At 74.7% G+C, this 16,058-nt stretch carries 14 protein-coding genes; 8 read left to right on the top strand and 6 right to left on the bottom strand.

Going from position 1 to position 16,058, the window contains the following annotated elements:
- The first annotated feature begins 27 nt into the window (after positions 1-27).
- The 3 genes from C229_RS32990 (at position 28) to C229_RS0116985 (ending at position 4,054) form a co-directional block, all read left to right on the top strand.
- Positions 28-2,226: a cytochrome P450 gene (locus C229_RS32990; RefSeq protein WP_018656287.1), complete on the top strand. Its 2,199-nt coding sequence runs from the start codon at positions 28-30 to the stop codon at positions 2,224-2,226.
- 93 nt (positions 2,227-2,319) lie between these two features.
- Positions 2,320-2,946 carry an RNA ligase family protein gene (locus C229_RS0116990; protein ID WP_018656286.1) on the top strand — a complete coding sequence of 209 codons (627 nt, stop codon included), beginning with the start codon at positions 2,320-2,322 and terminating at the stop codon, positions 2,944-2,946.
- Complete coding sequence (locus C229_RS0116985) at positions 2,930-4,054, top strand: AAA family ATPase (protein ID WP_018656285.1); 1,125 nt, start codon at positions 2,930-2,932, stop codon at positions 4,052-4,054. Before C229_RS0116990 ends, C229_RS0116985 begins: the two co-directional genes overlap by 17 nt.
- A 4-nt stretch (positions 4,055-4,058) precedes the next feature.
- Here the strand turns inward: C229_RS0116985 and C229_RS0116980 are convergent, their stop codons facing one another.
- Positions 4,059-4,841 (bottom strand): alpha/beta fold hydrolase, encoded by a 783-nt coding sequence (locus C229_RS0116980; protein WP_018656284.1) that lies wholly within the window; start codon positions 4,839-4,841, stop codon positions 4,059-4,061.
- Positions 4,842-4,954: 113 nt separating this feature from the next.
- On the opposite strand from C229_RS0116980, the gene C229_RS0116975 reads away from it, so the two are divergent.
- On the top strand, positions 4,955-5,707 hold the full coding sequence (locus tag C229_RS0116975) for an SDR family oxidoreductase (protein ID WP_018656283.1): 753 nt from the start codon (positions 4,955-4,957) through the stop codon (positions 5,705-5,707).
- Here C229_RS0116975 and C229_RS32985 read toward each other — a convergent pair.
- On the bottom strand, positions 5,704-6,300 hold the full coding sequence (locus tag C229_RS32985) for a hypothetical protein (protein ID WP_018656282.1): 597 nt from the start codon (positions 6,298-6,300) through the stop codon (positions 5,704-5,706). The two genes, C229_RS0116975 and C229_RS32985, sit on opposite strands and share 4 nt — an antisense overlap.
- A gap of 180 nt (positions 6,301-6,480) precedes the next feature.
- Here C229_RS32985 and C229_RS0116965 point away from each other — a divergent pair, with 180 nt between their 5' ends.
- Complete coding sequence (locus C229_RS0116965) at positions 6,481-8,601, top strand: sensor histidine kinase (RefSeq protein ID WP_018656281.1); 2,121 nt, start codon at positions 6,481-6,483, stop codon at positions 8,599-8,601.
- Between the two features lie 32 nt (positions 8,602-8,633).
- Positions 8,634-9,308 carry a GNAT family N-acetyltransferase gene (locus C229_RS30945; protein WP_081639917.1) on the top strand — a complete coding sequence of 225 codons (675 nt, stop codon included), beginning with the start codon at positions 8,634-8,636 and terminating at the stop codon, positions 9,306-9,308.
- Here C229_RS30945 and C229_RS30940 read toward each other — a convergent pair.
- Positions 9,201-10,148, bottom strand: coding sequence for a helix-turn-helix transcriptional regulator (locus C229_RS30940; RefSeq protein ID WP_018656279.1), 948 nt, complete (start codon positions 10,146-10,148; stop codon positions 9,201-9,203). The genes C229_RS30945 and C229_RS30940 overlap by 108 nt on opposite strands.
- An 83-nt stretch (positions 10,149-10,231) precedes the next feature.
- Between C229_RS30940 and C229_RS0116950 the strand changes: the two genes are divergently transcribed.
- On the top strand, positions 10,232-10,966 hold the full coding sequence (locus C229_RS0116950; protein ID WP_026313873.1) for an alpha/beta hydrolase: 735 nt from the start codon (positions 10,232-10,234) through the stop codon (positions 10,964-10,966).
- Here the strand turns inward: C229_RS0116950 and C229_RS0116945 are convergent.
- A complete protein-coding gene (locus tag C229_RS0116945) occupies positions 10,946-11,608 on the bottom strand; it encodes a phosphatase PAP2 family protein (protein WP_018656277.1) in 663 nt (220 codons plus the stop codon). The two genes, C229_RS0116950 and C229_RS0116945, sit on opposite strands and share 21 nt — an antisense overlap.
- Positions 11,609-11,795: 187 nt before the next feature.
- Here C229_RS0116945 and C229_RS0116940 point away from each other — a divergent pair, with 187 nt between their 5' ends.
- Positions 11,796-12,827 carry an alpha/beta hydrolase gene (locus C229_RS0116940; RefSeq protein WP_018656276.1) on the top strand — a complete coding sequence of 344 codons (1,032 nt, stop codon included), beginning with the start codon at positions 11,796-11,798 and terminating at the stop codon, positions 12,825-12,827.
- A gap of 145 nt (positions 12,828-12,972) precedes the next feature.
- On the opposite strand, the gene C229_RS0116935 is transcribed toward C229_RS0116940, so the two are convergent.
- Both C229_RS0116935 and C229_RS0116930 read right to left on the bottom strand, forming a co-directional pair.
- Positions 12,973-14,730, bottom strand: coding sequence for a fatty acyl-AMP ligase (locus tag C229_RS0116935; protein ID WP_018656275.1), 1,758 nt, complete (start codon positions 14,728-14,730; stop codon positions 12,973-12,975).
- Between the two features lie 50 nt (positions 14,731-14,780).
- Positions 14,781-15,752: an acyl-CoA desaturase gene (locus tag C229_RS0116930; protein ID WP_018656274.1), complete on the bottom strand. Its 972-nt coding sequence runs from the start codon at positions 15,750-15,752 to the stop codon at positions 14,781-14,783.
- Positions 15,753-16,058: the final 306 nt, after the last annotated feature.

The raw sequence follows: 16,058 nt of genomic DNA, 5'->3' as shown, positions 1-16,058 counted from the left end.
GCTCCCGATCGACCGGGACGAGGTGCCGTGACCCCCATCGATACGACGCACGACGCCCCGTCCCCGTTCACCGAAGCCGACGCCGGGTGTCCGGCCGCCTTCCGGCTGCCGGACCTGACCCTGCCCTTCGCTCCCCCGCCGTCCCGGCCCGACGCCGCCGCGCTGCGCGCCGGAGCCTGCGACCGGGCGCTGGAGCACGGCGTCCTGGGTCCGCGCGGCCACGAGCGGCTGTCCACCGGCCGCAACCTGGAGCTGGGGCTGGCGCTGACCGGCACCGCCCCGGCGGCCCGCGCGGCCGTCGCGATGGACTGGTTCGTGTGGATCCTGCTGCTGGACGACCGCATCGACGACGGCCCGTGGGCCACCGACGGGACGCTGGTCCGGTTCACCGAGCGGGTGCTGGCGGTGGTGCGCGGCACCGAGGTCCCGCACGGCGGCCTGGGCGAGGAGCCGATGCTGCGCGCGCTCGCCGGTGACCTGTGGCCGCGCACGGCCGCGCTGGCGGGCCAGGCGTGGCAGGACCGATTCGCGGCGGCGCTGGCCCGCCACCTGTGGGCGCAGTGCGACCTGGTGCACCGCCGCGACGAGTGCAAGACGATGGACGTGCAGGGGTACGTCCGCGAGCGCCGCGACCTGTTCGGCGCCGAGCTGTTCTTCGCGCTGATGGAGGCCGCCGACGACCACGTCGTGGCGGCGGGGGCCCGTCCGGCGGAGCTGCGCGAGGCCGCCGCCGACGTGCTGGCCTGGACCAACGACGTGTACTCGCTGGAGAAGGACCTGGCGTTCGGTGAGCCCGCCAACCTGGTGTGCCTGCTGCGCGACGAGCGCGGGGGTTCCTGGCAGGACGCGGTCGACCTCGCGCACGCGATGCTGGCGGGCCGCGTCGCGGACTTCGAGCGCGCCGCGCCGGGCGCCGACGCCCACTACGCGGCGCGGCTGGCGGGGGTGCTGCGCGCGTCGCTGGACTGGCACCGGTCGGTGCCGCGCTACCACTGGCAGGCGGCGGCCGACGTCGACACGCGCCGCACGCCGCCGAGCCTGCTGTGGCCGGCGTTCGAGCGCGACCCGTATCCGCTGTACGCGCGGCTGCGCGAGGAGTTCCCGGTGGTGCGCGACGAGCCGCTGGACGCCTGGCTCGTCAGCCGCCACGCCGACGTGCGCGCGGCGCTGACCGAGCCCCGGCTGACGCCGCGCAACTACGGCTGGCAGCTCGCCCCGATGTTCGGCGTCACGGTCATGCAGATGGAGGGCCGCGAGCACACCGCGCACCGGGCGTTCCTGACGCCGGCGTTCCGGGGGCGGGCGCTGGCGCGGCTGACGGCGTCGATCGAGTCGACGGCGCGGCGGCTGGCGGCGGGCGTCGCCGCGCGGCTGCGCGAGCACGGCCGGGCCGACCTGGTGGAGGGCTTCTGCCACCACCTGCCGATCAACGTTGTGGTGGAGGCGCTGGGGCTGCCCGCGCGGGACGCGCCGCTGTTCCAGGACTGGTACCGGGCGGGCTTCTCCTACCTGGGCAACTACCGGCAGGACCCGGCGACGCTGGCGCGGGGGCTCTCGTCGCGCGACGAGCTGTACGCCTACCTGGAACCGTTCGTGGCGGCGCGGCGGCGATGTCCGGCCGACGACCTGCTGTCGGTGCTGTGCTCGGTGGAGGTGGACGGCGCGCCGCTGCCCGACGACATGATCATGGGGTTCTGCGGGGCGCTGCTGGGCGCGGGCGGCGAGACGACCGACCGGGCGATGGCGTCGATGCTGACCAACCTGCTGGACGATCCCGGGCTGCTGGCGGCCGTGCGGGCGGACGCGGACCTGATCGCGCCGGTGTGGGCCGAGTCGCTGCGCCGCAACCCGCCGGTGCACGTGATCCTGCGGCAGGCCGACGGGGCGGTGGACCTGCCGTCGGGACGCGTGCCGGACGGGGCGACGGTGGCGTGCCTGATCGGCGCGGCCAACCGCGACCCGGCGCGGTTCGCGGACCCCGACCGGTTCGACCCGTTCCGTCCGGCGTCGGTGGACCGCGAGTTCACCGGCGCGGCGACCCATCTGGCGTTCGGCGCGGGCCGCCACTTCTGTCTGGGGTCGCAGCTCGCCCGGATGGAGGCGGAGATCGGGGTGCGCATCCTGCTGGAGACGCTGCCGGAGTTCGGCTACGCCGAGGGCTTCGTCCCGGTGGAGACGGGGTTGCTGACCCGCGCGCCCGAGCGGGTGCTGGTGGAGCCCCGCTGACGTCGCGCGTCCGCCCGCCGCGCCCGGCGGACGGGCGGACGGCGCCGGAAAACCGCTGTACCGCCGAGACGGCGACTCGCTACAACGGTGTCCATGATGCACAGATATCCCCGGACCCGGCATCTGGCCGGGTCGCGGCTCCAGCCCGGGGACCACGACCTGGCGGCGGCGCCGTTCGCGGAGATCGCGGGCCGCCACCTGGTCGTGGAGGAGAAGCTGGACGGCGCCAACGCCGGGATCAGCTTCGACGCGGCGGGAACGCTGCTGTTGCAGAGCCGGGGCCACTACCTGGCGGGCGGACCGCGCGAGCGGCAGTTCGGGACGTTCCTGTCCACCGCGCGCCGCGACGCGCTGCTGGCGGGCACGCCCGTCGTGGGCGTGCCCGTCCTGCACACCGGCGAGGTGCGGGACGCGGCGGCGTTGACGGCGCTGGTGGGCCCGTCCACGTGCCGGACGCCGCGCTGGCGGGAGGCGCTGGCCGAGGCGGCCGTCGCGGGCGGCGCCGACCCGGCCCGCACGGCCGCCGAGACCGACGCGGCCGAGGAGATGGAGGGCCTCTACGTCAAGGTCGAGGAGGACGGCCGGACGGTCGGCCGCTACAAGTGGGTGCGGGCCTCGTTCCTGACGGCGATCAGGGACGCGGGCTCGCACTGGCACGACCGGCCGATCGTCGCCAACGCCCTGGCCGATCCGGAGGCGCTGTATGCGCGTGTTCGCTGAGCTGTGCCCGGCGCCGCCGCGCTGGGAGGTGCCCTGGGACGACGTCGCGGCGGCGTTCGCGTGGGTGCGGCGGCTGGAGGGCGTGCCGCAGGACCGGCTGCACCACGCCGAGGGCGACGTCGCGGTGCACACCCGGATGGCGTGCGAGGCGCTGGCCGGGCTGCCCGCGTGGCGGGCGCGTCCGGCGGAGGAACGGGTGCGGCTGTTCGCGGCGGTGCTCCTGCACGACGTCGCCAAGCCGTACTGCACGCGGACCGACGCCGACGGCCGCGTCACCGCCCACGGCCACTCGCGGCGCGGCGACCTGATGGCGCGCCGCGTCCTGTGGGAGCTGGGCGCGCCGCCGGAGTGGCGCGAGCACGTCGCGGCGCTGGTGCGCCACCACCAGGTGCCGTTCTGGGCGCTGGAGCGCCCGGACCTGGCGGCGATCGCGTTCCGGGTGAGCCTGCTGGCCCGCAACGACGACCTGGTGCTGCTGGCGACGGCCGACCTGCTCGGCCGGATCTGCGGCGACACCGCCGAGATCCTGGAGAACATCGCGCTGTACGAGCAGTACTGCGCCGAGCAGGAGTGCCTGACCGGCCCGCGCCGGTTCCCCTCGCCGCACGCGCGGTTCTGGTGGTTCCGCAAGCCGGGCCGCGATCCGGACTACGACGCCTGGGACGACACCGGGCCGACGGTGACGATCATGTCGGGGCTCCCGGCGGCGGGCAAGGACACCTGGCTGGCCGCCCGTCTCCCGGACGTGCCGGTGGTGGGCCTGGACGCGCTGCGCGCCGAGCTGGGCGTCGATCCGGCCGGTGACCAGCGGGCCGTCGCGGCGGCGGCGTACGCGCGCGCCCGCGAGCATCTGCGGGCGCGCGAGTCGTTCGCGTGGAACGGCACGAACCTGTCGCGGGACGTCCGCGACCGGTGCACGGGCCTGGCCGCCGCCTACAACGCGCGGGTGGAGATCGTCGCGGTGGAGGCGCCGCCACCGGTGCTGCGGCGCCGCAACCTCGCCCGCGCCGCGCCGGTGCCCGAGGCGGTCGTCGAGCGGCTGCTGCGCCGGTGGGAGCAGCCCGACCCGACCGAGGCGCACGGCGTCCGCTGGATCACCACCGGCTGAGCGCTCAACCGGCGAAGAACACCGCGAGTTCCGGGGCCAGCGCCTCGGGCGTGACGTTGTGGTCCTGGTCCTTCAGGACGGCGTGCTGCGCGGCGGGCACGGCGGCCAGCACGCCCTGCACGGCGCGTTTGAGCACTTCGGGGCCGTGCTCGCCCTCCATGGCCAGGACGGGCGGGGCGAGCCGGGCCAGGTCGCCTGCGGGCAGCAGGCCGTCGTCCAGGACGGCGGCCTCGTAGGCGAGCGTGGGCGCGAGACGGACCATGGCGCCCCAGCCGGGCGCGGCGCGCAGGCCGGTGACGGCCTGCGCGGGCATGCCGACGTGGCGCAGGAACAGTTCGACGGCGTCCTCGTGCTGCCCGTCCGACAGCAGTTCGGTGAGGCGGGTGCGGTAGGCGGCGTGCTCGCGGCCCGCCTCGCCGTCGGTGCCGTAGGGCGGTTCGTACAGGGCCAGCCGGGTGATCGGCAGCCCGGCGAGGGCGGCGCGGGCGGCCAGGACGGCGCCGGAGGAGTGCCCGAAGACACCGGCGCGCCCGCCCGCCGCGTCGATGACGGCGGCCAGGTCCTCGATCTCGCGGTCGACGGCGTAGGGCGGGGTGTCGCCGCTGTCGCCGCGTCCGCGCCGGTCGTAGACGTAGGTGACGTGGCCGAGGGCGGCGAGCGCGCCGGCGTGCACGGCGAAGGCGCGGCGGTCGCACTGCGCCCCGGCGGCGAACACGACGGCGGGACCGGTGTCGCCGAACCGCTCGTAGGCCAGCGGCGTCCCGTCGGCCGAGTGGGCGATCTGCATCGGTCCTCCAGCGTGGGCGGAAAGGTGTCCTTCCTGCATCGTGTCCGCTGAGGCCGCCGCTACACCGTGCGACGGGTGTGATGGGATGGGCGCCGCCGGAGGGAGGGCGCGTGATGGCGGAGCGGGAACGGGTGGCGCTGGTCACCGGGGCCGGGTCGGGGATCGGCGCGGCGGTCGCGGCGGCGCTGCTGGAGCGCGGCTGGCGGGTGGCGCTGGCGGGACGGCGTCCCGGTCCGCTGGAGGCGGGCGCGGCGCGGGCGCCGGAGCGGGCGCTGGCCGTCCCGGCGGACGTGACGTCGGCGGCGTCGGTGGACGCGCTGTTCGCGGCGGTCGCCGACCGGTTCGGGCGGCTGGACCTGCTCGTCAACAACGCCGGGGTGTTCGGCGCGACCGCGCCGGTGCCCAACTTCTCCCCCGCCGTCTGGGACGAGGTCATCGCGGTGAACCTGACCGGGGCGTTCCTGTGCGCGCGGGCGGCGTTCGCGCAGATGCGCGACCAGGACCCGCGGGGCGGGCGCATCATCAACAACGGGTCGCTGTCGGCGCACACCCCGCGCCCGCACGCCGTCGCCTACACCGCCAGCAAGCACGCGGTGACGGGCCTGACCAAGACGCTGTCGCTGGAGGGCCGCGCGTACGGGATCGCGTGCGGGCAGATCGACGTCGGCAACGCCGCCACCGACATGTCCACCGGTTTCGGGGCGGGCACCGTGCAGGCCGACGGGTCGGTCCGCGCCGAACCGGTGATGGACGTGTCCGCGGTGGTGGAAGGCGTCCTCTACATGGCGGAGCTGCCGCCGGAGGCCAACGTCCAGTTCATGTCGGTGCTGGCGACGGCGATGCCGTCGTTCGTGGGCCGGGGCTAGGCGCGCGGCAGGACGGCGGCGGGGGCGACGGCGAGCCGGACGCCGAAGGTGGCGTAGGTGAGGACGAGCCATCCAGCGCCCAGGTAGGTGCCGCCCGCGTCGCCGAGCAGCGCCTGGCCGGGCAGCGTGACGGGCAGCCACAGCGACGCGGCGAGCAGGTGCCAGCGGGCGCCGCCGCGCAGCCGTCCCTTCCGGACGGCGGTGATGCCGACGACGAGCATGCCGAGCATCGACAGCGGCCAGCACAGGTCCAGCGGCAGCGTCCAGGACGGGCCGTCGTCGCCGTAGGCCAGGGCGGTGACGCACCAGAGGGCGGCGGCGGTCAGCAGCGCGGTCTCGACGGTGAGCAGCACGCGCCCGGCGCGGTCGCCGGTGGCGCGGACGGCGCGCAGCAGCAGCACCAGCGCGAGGACCGACAGCACGAACGCCATGCTCCCGGCGATCTCGGCGGGCAGGACCTCCTTCACCCGGTCCCCGGCGGCGAGGAGGGTGGCGGCCCAGGCGGTGGCGCCTGCGGCGAGCGCGGCGCCGGTGGCGCGCGCGGCGGTGAGGGGGGCGACGGCGGGGGTCGCGGGCGCGGCATGGAGCGTCATGGGGGTCCTTTACGTCCGTTGCGGTGGCGGGAGGCACCCTCACACTGCCGGTCCGGCGTCCCGGGCGACCAGGGCCGGGGCTCCCTGATGATCGGGGACGCGGCGCGGTGACCGATGTCCCGGTGGCGCGGGGACGCCGCTCCCGGGTGACCGGGACGGGATCACGGTCATGCTGGGACCGTGACCTCCGTTTCTTCTCCCGACGCCGCCGCGCGCCGCCGCCCGGCGGGCGCGGCCGTGGCGGTGGCGGTGCTGTGCGTCGTGGCGACGGCCGCGACGGTGTGGCTGGACGTGGCGCTGGGCGACGCGCGCCCGCCCGGGCCGCTGGACTGGCCGTTCTGGGGCTCGGCGCTGTCGGGACTGCCGCTGGCGCTGGCGGGCGGCGTGCTCGGGACGCGGCTGCCGCGCCATCCGATCACGTGGCTGATGCTGGCGGGCGGGGCGGTCGCCGTCGCCAACGGGTTCGGCGCCGCCTACGCCTCGACGTCGGTGCTGCTGCACCACGGCGACCTGCCCGGGACGGGCCTCGCGGTGTTCGTCGGAGGCCGCGCCGGACCGCTGATCAACATGATCGTGCCGCTGACGCTGCTGTTCTTCCCCGACGGGCGGCTGCCATCGCGGCGCTGGTGGTGGCCCGCCGGGATCGCGGTCGGGCTCCAGGCGCTCGGCGCGCTGGTGCTGCTGACGATCCCGTGGGACGTCATGTCCGGGGACGAGGGGCGCGCGCCGGGGCTGGCGGGCGTCCCGCTGGACCCGCTGACGCCGCCGCTGCCGGACGGGTTCTGGCCGCTGACGCCGCTGGTGTTCTGGATCGGGTTCCTGCTCGCGTTCTTCCTCGGCGTGGCGGCGTTCGCGACGCGGTTCCGCCGGTCTGACGAGGCGCGCCGCACGCAGCTCCGGTGGATGCTGCTGGCGCTGGTCACCGACGTGGTGCTCCTCGTGGCGCTGATGGCGGGGACGGCGTCGGCGCCGCAGTGGGCCAAGGTGTTCCTCGGGGACGTCACGCTGGTGCTCATGCACGTGGTGATCGCGGCGGCGGTCGTCGTCGCGGTGGCCCGGTACCGGCTGTACGACGTCGATCTGCTGCTGGGCCGCACGCTGCTGTACGCGGGCCTGGCGGCGGTGGTGGTCGGCATCGACGTGGCGGTGTTCGTCACGGCGGGCATGGTGATCGACGAGCCGGTCGCGGCGGTGGCGGGCGCGGGCGTGGTCGCGGTGCTGTACGCGCCGCTGCGGGTGCGGTTGCAGCGGTGGGTGGAGCGGGTGCTGACGGGCCGCGCCGAACCCTACGACGTGGTGTCGGCGCTGGCGGCGCGGCTGGAGGAGTCGGTCGGGCCGGACGAGCTGCTGGCCGAGGTGGCGCGGGTGGTGGCGTCCTCGTTCCGGTCCCCGTACGTGCGGGTCGAGCTGGACCGGCCGGACGGCCGCACGGTGGTGGTGGAGCACGGCGGGTTCCGGGAGGGGGCGGTGGTGCTGCCGTTCGAGTACCGGGGGACGGCGATCGGGCGGCTGGCGCTGGTGCCGCGCGCGGGGGCGCGGTTGTCGGACGCCGACCAGCGGCTGCTGGCCGACGTCGTCCGGCAGGCCGCGGCGGCGGCGCACGCGACGGCGCTGAGCGAGGAGCTCCAGGCGGGCCGGGAGCGGCTGGTGACGGCGGTGGCCGAGGAGCGGCGGCGGCTGCGCCGCGACCTGCACGACGGGCTGGGCCCGGCGCTGGCGGCGGCGACGCTGAAGATCGAGGCGGCGCGTCATCTGGCCGTGCGGGACGCGGCGGGCGCGGACGGCACGCTGGTGTCGGTGCGCGGCGACCTGTCGGCGGTGCTGGGCGACGTGCGGCGGCTGGTGCACGACCTGCGCCCGCCGTCGCTGGACCAGTTCGGCCTGGCGGGCGCGGTGGAGCAGGTCGCGGCGCGCTTCCACGGCCGTTCGCTGCGGGTGTCGGTGCGCTGCTCGGGCGAGTTGGGGTCGCTGCCGGCGGCGGTGGAGGAGGCCGCGTACCGCATCGTCGGCGAGGCGCTGTCGAACGTGGCGCGGCACGCGGCGGCGTCGGCGGCGGTGGTGTCGCTGGCGGCGGTGGCCGGGGCGCTGGAGGTCGAGGTCGCCGACGACGGGCGGGGCGTGCGGGCGTCGGCCCCGGCGGGCGTCGGGCTGGTGGGGATGCGGGAACGCGCGGCGGAGCTGGGCGGTCTGTGCACGGTCGAGCGGCGTGCGCAGGGCGGCACGCGCGTGCACGCGCATCTGCCCTTCGGCCCCCGGCCCGCGACGCTTCCGGTCCAGGGGGCGACCGCGCTGGCGGGCTGACGCGCCGCTGGGCGCGCCCCTAGGATCGGAGCGTGCTGCGCCCCGATTATCCCTTGCTGACCGAACGATTGCTGTTGCGCCCGTTCGAGACGGGTGACCTGGAAGAACTGTTCGCGTACCAGTCGCTTCCGGAGGTGGCGCGGTTCCTGTACTGGGAGCCGCGCGACCTGGAGGAGTCGCGGGTGTTCCTCCAGCAGAAGATGGCGGCGTCCACCCTGGGCAAGGAGGGCGACTGGCTCGTCATGGCGGTGGTGGACCGCGCGGACGGGCGGCTGATGGGCGAGATCAACCTGCGCTGGCACAGCCGCGAGCACCGGCAGGGCGAGCTCGGCTACCTGTTCCACCCCGACTTCCACGGCCACGGGTACGCGACCGAGGCGGCCGAGGTGGGGCTGCGGCTGGGCTTCGAGGTACTGGGACTGCACCGCGTCACCGGGCGGCTGGACGCCCGCAACGACGCCTCGGCGCGGGTCCTGGAGCGGCTCGGCATGCGCCGCGAGGCGCACCTGCGCGAGAACGAGTTCGTCAAGGGCGAGTGGAGCGACGAGATCGTCTACGCGATGCTGCGCCGCGAGTGGGACGCGCGCCGTCCGGGCCGGTCAGCGGCGGGCGCGGGCGTCCAGGCGGGCGGCCAGGTCGATGACGGCGCCGCGCAGCGCGTCGGGCCGCCGGATCGTGAAGGGCACGCCGAGCCCGGCGAGCAGTAGCGCGGCGCCGTCCAGGCGCTCGGTGCGCAGCGTCAGGACGACGCCGCCCTCGACCGCGCGCAACCCGGCGACGGTGGGCGGGACGCGGCGGCGCGCCTCGGGCAGCGTGGTCTCCAGCAGCACCTCGACCTCGTGGGCGTAGGGGACGGCGGCCAGCGCGCGGGTGACCAGGGCGACGGCGTCGGTCCCGTCGGGGACGGTGAACCGCGCGTCGTCGAGGACGGCTTCGGCGACGCGGTCGACGCGGAAGGTGCGGGTCTCGCCGGAGGCGTGGTCGTGGCCGGTGACGTACCAGCGGCCGGAGTGGAACACCAGGCCGTAGGGGTCCAGGTCGCGCCGGGTGGCGCCGCCGCGCCAGTTGCGGTAGGCGAGGCGGACGCGGCGGTGGTCGCGGGCGGCGGCGGCCAGGGTGAGCAGCGGGCCGGTGGCGGGGGCGGCGCCGTCGCGTCCGGCCAGGGTGAACTCCAGCGTGCCGCGCAGCGCCTGCACGCGGTCGCGCAGCGCGGCGGGCAGGACCCGCTCGACCTTGGCCAGCGCGCTCTCGGTGGCCTGGCCGGGCAGTCCGACGCGGCGTCCGGCCAGCAGGCCGAGGACGACGGCGGTGGCCTCGTCGTCGGTGAGCATGAGCGGCGGCAGCTTGAACCCGGGCATGAGCCGGTAGCCGCCGTGCCGGCCCCGGTCGGCGACGACGGGGACGCCGAGGTCGGCCAGGCGGGCGGCGTAGCGGCGGACGGTGCGCTCGTCCACCTCCAGCCGGGCGGCCAGTTCGGCTCCGGTGAGGCGGGGGCGGGACTGGAGGAGTTCGAGCATGGCCAGGATGCGCGTCGTCGGATGTGACATGGACCACTCCCCTATCCGGACGGCTTCTGACCGGATTCGATCCTAGGTTGGTGATCAACGGATGCACCGAGAAAGGCGTGACGATGGCGACGTTCGTACTGGTCCCCGGATTCTGGCTCGGCGCGTGGGCGTGGGACGGGGTGGCCGCGCGGCTGCGCGCGTCCGGCCACACCGTGCGCGCGGTCACGCTGCGCGGGCTGGCGGAGCGCGCCGACGAGGCCGACGGCGCGGGCGTGGACGACCACGTGGCCGACATCGTCGCGGTCGTCGAGGACGGCGACCTGCGCGACGTGGTGCTCGTCGGGCACAGCGGCGCGGCGGTGCCGGTGACGGGCGCGGCCGAGCGGCTGGCGGACCGGCTGGCGCGCGTCGTCTACGTGGACACCGCGCCGCTGCCGTCGGGCCTGGGCGTGCTCGACTTCTGGGAGCCCGAGCAGCGGGCCGAGGGCGAGAAGGCCATCGCGGCGACGGGCGGCCGCTTCCTGCCGCCGCCGCCGTTCACCGCGAACCCGGACGCTCCCGACCTGGCGGGCCTGTCGGAGGCGGACCTGGCGCTACTGCGCGAGCGCGCGACGCCCGAACCGGCGGGCGCGGTGACCGGGGCGCTGCACCGGGCGCCCGAGCCGCCCGCCGTCCCGGCGACGATGGTGGCGACGTCGATCCCGCTGCCGGCCGTCCGGCAGATGATCGAGGGCGGGGCGCCGATGTTCGCCGAGCTGGGCGGCGAGCGCTGGAGCTTCGCCGAGCTGCCGACCGGGCACTGGCCGATGCTGTCCGAGCCGGAGCGGCTGGCCGACCTACTCGCCGGGCTCGCCTGACCGGCCGGGCACCAGCAGCGCCCCGGCGCAGCCGAGGGCGGTGCCCAGGGCCCATCCGGCCAGGGCGTCGGTGGGCCAGTGGTAGCCGAGCGTGACGGTCGCGACGGCGACGGCCGCGGCCAGCACGGCGGCGGCGGCCGTCCAGCGGCGCGACGCGCGCAGCAGCACGGCGATCATGAGCAGGCATCCGGCGGCGTTGGCGGCGTGCCCGGACGGATAGGACAGGAACCCGTCCTGGAAGAGCGCGTCGCGGCCGTCCAGCGGCGGCGTCCGCGCGAACAGGTACTGGGCGCCGCGCGTCGCGGCCAGCGCTGTCACCAGCCACAGCGCGGCGCGGACCGCGACGCCGGGCGCCCGGTCGCGCCACGCGGCGTACAGGGCGGCCAGCGCGGTGAGGGAGCCGACGATCCAGTACTGGCCGCCGTTGACGATCGTGCGCCAGATCATGTGCCGGACGCCGGTGCGGGGCGGCAGCCCGCTGGCGAACGTCCAGGCGTCGAACCGGCGCAGCGCGCCGCCGGCCAGCACGTCCGCCGTGGTGAGGACGGCCAGCACCGCCGCGAGGACCGCCGCTGCGGCGATGACGGAGGTGCGGGACGGCGCGCGGGTGCGGCGCCCGTCCCGCGTTCGGAGCACCTGCATCCCCGCATCCTGCCGCATGGACCGCGATGGCCGGGCCCGCCGCTGACCTGGGGGGCTCACCCGCCGACACACATTGATCACTGTTTTGTCACTTAAGGACATAGAGCACAACACGCAGATACGGGACACTCTGCGGCTATCAGTGCGATCATCCGGGTCGCCCCTGCCCTGAAGCTCTGGGAGTGCCATGTCCCCCTCCACGCCCGTCCGTCCGCCCGTCCGGTGGCGTCGTTCCCTGGCCGCGTCGGCGATCGGCGTGGCGCTGGTCTCCGGTGCGGGCGTGGCGGCGGTCCCGGCGCAGGCCGCGGCGGCTCCGGCCAAGGCGGCCGACACCGGCGCGCGGATCACCTCCGTGCAGCAGATCGCCGCGGGCCAGATCGACCTGACGATCAACTCGCCGTCGCTGGGCAAGTCGGTCAAGACGCGTGTCCTGCTGCCGACGGGCTGGCGCGAGGGGTCGACGACCAAGTACCCGGTCATCTACGCGTTCCACGGCGGCCAGGACGGCTACCTGTCGTGGTCGCGCAGCACCGACATCGAGGGCTGGGCCCGCAAGTACCAGGTCATCGTCGTGATGCCCGAGGCCGAGAACGGCTCGTACGCTGACTGGCGCAACTACGGCAAGGGCGGCACGCCCAAGTGGGAGACCTTCCACACCAAGGAGGTCTTCCAGCTCATCGAGCGCAACTACGGCGCCAGCACGGTGCGCGCGGCGATCGGGAACTCCTCGGGCGGGCACGGCGCGTTCAGCTACGCGGCGCGGCAGCCCGGATCGTTCAAGTACGTGGCGTCGCTGAGCGGCATCCTGTCGATGCGCCAGCCGGGCATCCCGGCGCTGCTGATGTTCACCAACATGGGCAACGGCCAGGACCCGTACGCGATCTGGGGCATCCCGTGGTGGGACGACGCGTCGTGGCAGGCCCACGACCCGTACACGCTGGCCGACAAGCTGCGCGGCACGGGGCTGTTCTTCTCGGCGGGCACGACGGGCCGTCCGGGCCCGGGCGACCCCGACGTCGCGCCGTGGGACATCGGCCTGCTGAGCGAGATCGCGATCGGCTCGAACAACGAGGACTTCCGCAAGCGCCTGGACACCCTGAAGATCCCCTACACGGCGCACATCTACGACGACGGCCGCCACAACTGGCCCGCCTGGATTCGCGAGGCGACCGCCGTCTGGCCCAACCTGATCAAGGCGGTCGGCGCCAAGCCCGCCTGACCCCCGCACGCACACGAACGCCCGGACCCGCCGAGGGTCCGGGCGTTCGGTCGTTCTCCGGGCGCCGCGCGGGCGCCGGACGTGGGAGCGGCCCGGTGCCCGAGCCCCCTTGTGCTCGGGCACCGGGCCGCTGTCGGGGGGCGGGTCAGCCGGTGGCGGCGGACAGGTCGGTGACCGGGAGGGTGCCCTCCAGGTACGCCTTGCGGCAGGCGTGCCGGGAGACCTTGCCGCTGCTGGTGCGGGGCAGGCCGCCCGGCTCGATGAGGACCAGCTCGTGGACGCGCACGTCGTGGTGCTGCTTGACGGCGGCGCGGACGGCGTCGGTGACGGCGTCCAGGTCCAGGCGCTTGATGGGGACGCGGCGGTTGCGCTCGGCCACGACGACGAGCCGCTCGGTCTCCTCGCCGCCCAGGGCGAACGCGGCGACGTACTCGCGGCGCACGCCCTCGTGGGCGTGGTAGGCGGTGTACTCGATGTCCTGCGGGTAGTGGTTGCGGCCGTCGACGATGACCAGGTCCTTGATGCGGCCGGTGACGTACAGCTCGCCGTCGTACCAGACGCCGAGGTCGCCGGTGCGCAGCCACGGCCCGGCGGGCAGGTCCCCGAGGGTGCCCTGTAGGACGGCGCCGAACGTCTCGGCGGTCTCCTCGGGGCGTCCCCAGTAGCCGGCGGTGACGTTGGGGCCGTGAATCCACATCTCGCCGATGTGCCCGTCGGGCAGGCGGACGCCGGTCTCGGCGTCGACGACGGCGACGTGCTGCCCGTAGGGCTGGCCGCAGCCGACCAGGACGGTGGCGCGTTCGGCGTCGCGGTCGCAGGGCTCCAGGACGCCGCGGCCGAGGGCGTCGCGGTCGAAGGCCCGGACGGTGGGGACCTCGTAGCGCGAGGAGGAGGAGACGTAGACGGTGGCCTCGGCGAGCCCGTAGGCGGGGACCTGCACCTCGGGGCGCAGGCCCTTGGGGCCGTAGGCGTCCAGGTAGCGGCTGAGGGTCTCCTCGCGGATGGTCTCGGCGCCGTTCATGAAGACCTGCACGCCGGACAGGTCCAGGCCCTCCTTCTCCTCCTCGCTGACCTTGGTGGACAGGTAGTCGTAGGCGAAGTTGGGGGCGCAGGTGAACGCGTGGCCCTGCTGGGACAGCAGTTCCAGCCAGCGGATCGGCCGCATGATGAACGCGACGGGGTCCATGAGGACGGCGGGGCTGGCGTAGGCGATGGGCAGGCCGACGGCGGTGACCAGGCCCATGTCGTGGAAGAGCGGCAGCCAGTTGACGCCGGTGGACACGCGCGGGATGCCGTCGAAGGTGCCCCAGCACTGCTCGGCGTTGGCGGCCAGGTTGCCGTGGGTGAGCATGACGCCGGCGGGGACGCGGGTGGACCCGGAGGTGTACTGGAGGTAGGCCAGGTCGTCGGCGGAGATCGGCTCGTCGTCCCAGGTGCGGGTGGTGTCGATGGTGTCGACGGTGATGATCTGCTTGGGGCGCGGCAGGGTGTGCTGGTCGAAGAACGCCTCGACGTGCGGCAGCGCGGAGGTGATCGTCAGGACGGTCTCGGGCTCGGCGTCGCCGTAGACGGCCACGAGGCGGTCGGCGTGGCCGGGCAGGTCCGGGGAGAACAGCGGGACGGCGATGACGCGGGCGTAGTGGCAGCCGAGGAACCCGATGATGTAGTCGAGCGTCTGCGGGGCCAGGATGGCGGCGCGCTGGCCGGCGTCGGTGCCGTCGCGCAGCACGGCGGCCAGGGCGCGGGCGCGGCGGTCCAGCTCGCCCCACGTCATCTCGACGGCGACGCCGTCGACGTTCTCGCTGTAGTCCATGTACGTGTACGCCCGGTCGTCGGGGTACTGCTGGGCCCAGCGGGCGAGGCGGTGCACGAGCGGGGTGCGGTCCAGTTCCTTCAGGGTCATGCGAGGCGCTCCAAAGAAGCCAAGGGGGGCCGGAGGTCGGAGGGGGTGGGTCAGCGGGTGCCGGTGGGCTCGGGGTGCAGGCGGCGGGCGGCGAGGCGTTCCTCGTCGGGCCAGCGCACGTCCCAGACCCAGCCGAGCTTCTCGAAGAGCCAGATGGCGCGGGCGCTGATGTCGATCTGGCCCTTGAGGACGCCGTGCCGGGCGCAGGTGGGGTCGGCGTGGTGCAGGTTGTGCCAGGACTCGCCGAAGGACGGCAGGGCCAGCCACCACACGTTGCGGGACTCGTCGCGCGTCTTGAAGTGCTTCTTGCCGAAGACGTGGCAGATCGAGTTGATCGAGAACGTGATGTGGTCGCCGGCGAAGACGCGCAGGATTCCGGCCCAGAACAGGGCGGTGACGGCGCCGTGCCACGACCAGGTGAGCAGGGCGCCCAGGCCCATCGGGACCAGCAGCGTGCTGGCGGCGATGAGGACGTAGACGTCGTTGCGGCTCATGAACCGCAGGTCGGGGTCCTTGAGCAGGTCGGGCGCGTACTTGGTCCGCGAGGTGCGGGTCTTGCGGAACAGCCAGCCCATGTGGGCGTGGAACAGGCCCTTGGTCAGACCCCAGACGCCGGGTCCGAACGCCCACGGGGAGTGGGGGTCGCCCTCGCGGTCGGAGTACTTGTGGTGGCGGCGGTGGTCGGCCACCCAGAAGATCACCGAGCCCTGCCACGCCTGTCCGCCGAGAACGGCCAGGACGATCTTCAGCCACCGTTTGGCCTTGAAGCCGCCGTGGGTGAAGTAGCGGTGGTAGCCGACGGTGATGCCGAGCGCGTTGAACGGATACAGGAGCGCGAAGATCGCGACGTCGGTCCAGCCCAGGCCCCAGCCCCAGAAGAAGGGGACGGCGGCGGCCAGGGCGATGACGGGGCCGACGACGAAGACGACGACGCTGATGCGTTCGACGAGCGGGACGGCATTGGGAGAGATGTCGGGCAGCGGCGTTCTGCTGTTGCCCACATCGGCGACGCCCGCGGTCATGGGGGCTCCTTTGGCGTTCCGGTTCGCGGTGCAGGGTTCGGCCGGACGTGCTTCGGCCGCGATAGGGGACGACCGTACGGTCATGTCCGCGGGCAGGTCTTCACCTCGGGCGCAGCACTTGCCCGGCGGGGTGTGAAGCTCGTTGACAAAAACCGCCGGGAAGCCCGTCGTGGCGCACGACCGGGCGACATACCCGACTTAACTCGTCGGGTTCACCACCGCCCCCGGCATTTATTCATGATCTTTCATATCCGCGCCGGACCACTTCTATTTTTTCTCGGAAATGCGACTAGTGATCTCACCGCG

It is taken from the genome of Actinomadura flavalba DSM 45200 (assembly GCF_000374305.1).
GTDB classification, from domain to species: domain Bacteria; phylum Actinomycetota; class Actinomycetes; order Streptosporangiales; family Streptosporangiaceae; genus Spirillospora; species Spirillospora flavalba.
This window is presented reverse-complemented; position numbering and strand designations above follow the sequence as displayed.

Coding starts and splice junctions, on each gene's coding strand:
- C229_RS0116950 (WP_026313873.1), top strand. CDS start 10,232: ATGGCGACGTTCGTACTGGTCCCCGGATTCTGGCTCGGCGCGTGGGCG.
- C229_RS32985 (WP_018656282.1), bottom strand. CDS start 6,300: ATGACGCTCCATGCCGCGCCCGCGACCCCCGCCGTCGCCCCCCTCACC.
- C229_RS0116940 (WP_018656276.1), top strand. CDS start 11,796: ATGTCCCCCTCCACGCCCGTCCGTCCGCCCGTCCGGTGGCGTCGTTCC.
- C229_RS0116945 (WP_018656277.1), bottom strand. CDS start 11,608: ATGCAGGTGCTCCGAACGCGGGACGGGCGCCGCACCCGCGCGCCGTCC.
- C229_RS0116985 (WP_018656285.1), top strand. CDS start 2,930: ATGCGCGTGTTCGCTGAGCTGTGCCCGGCGCCGCCGCGCTGGGAGGTG.
- C229_RS0116930 (WP_018656274.1), bottom strand. CDS start 15,752: ATGACCGCGGGCGTCGCCGATGTGGGCAACAGCAGAACGCCGCTGCCC.
- C229_RS0116935 (WP_018656275.1), bottom strand. CDS start 14,730: ATGACCCTGAAGGAACTGGACCGCACCCCGCTCGTGCACCGCCTCGCC.
- C229_RS0116975 (WP_018656283.1), top strand. CDS start 4,955: ATGGCGGAGCGGGAACGGGTGGCGCTGGTCACCGGGGCCGGGTCGGGG.
- C229_RS0116980 (WP_018656284.1), bottom strand. CDS start 4,841: ATGCAGATCGCCCACTCGGCCGACGGGACGCCGCTGGCCTACGAGCGG.
- C229_RS30940 (WP_018656279.1), bottom strand. CDS start 10,148: ATGTCACATCCGACGACGCGCATCCTGGCCATGCTCGAACTCCTCCAG.
- C229_RS0116990 (WP_018656286.1), top strand. CDS start 2,320: ATGATGCACAGATATCCCCGGACCCGGCATCTGGCCGGGTCGCGGCTC.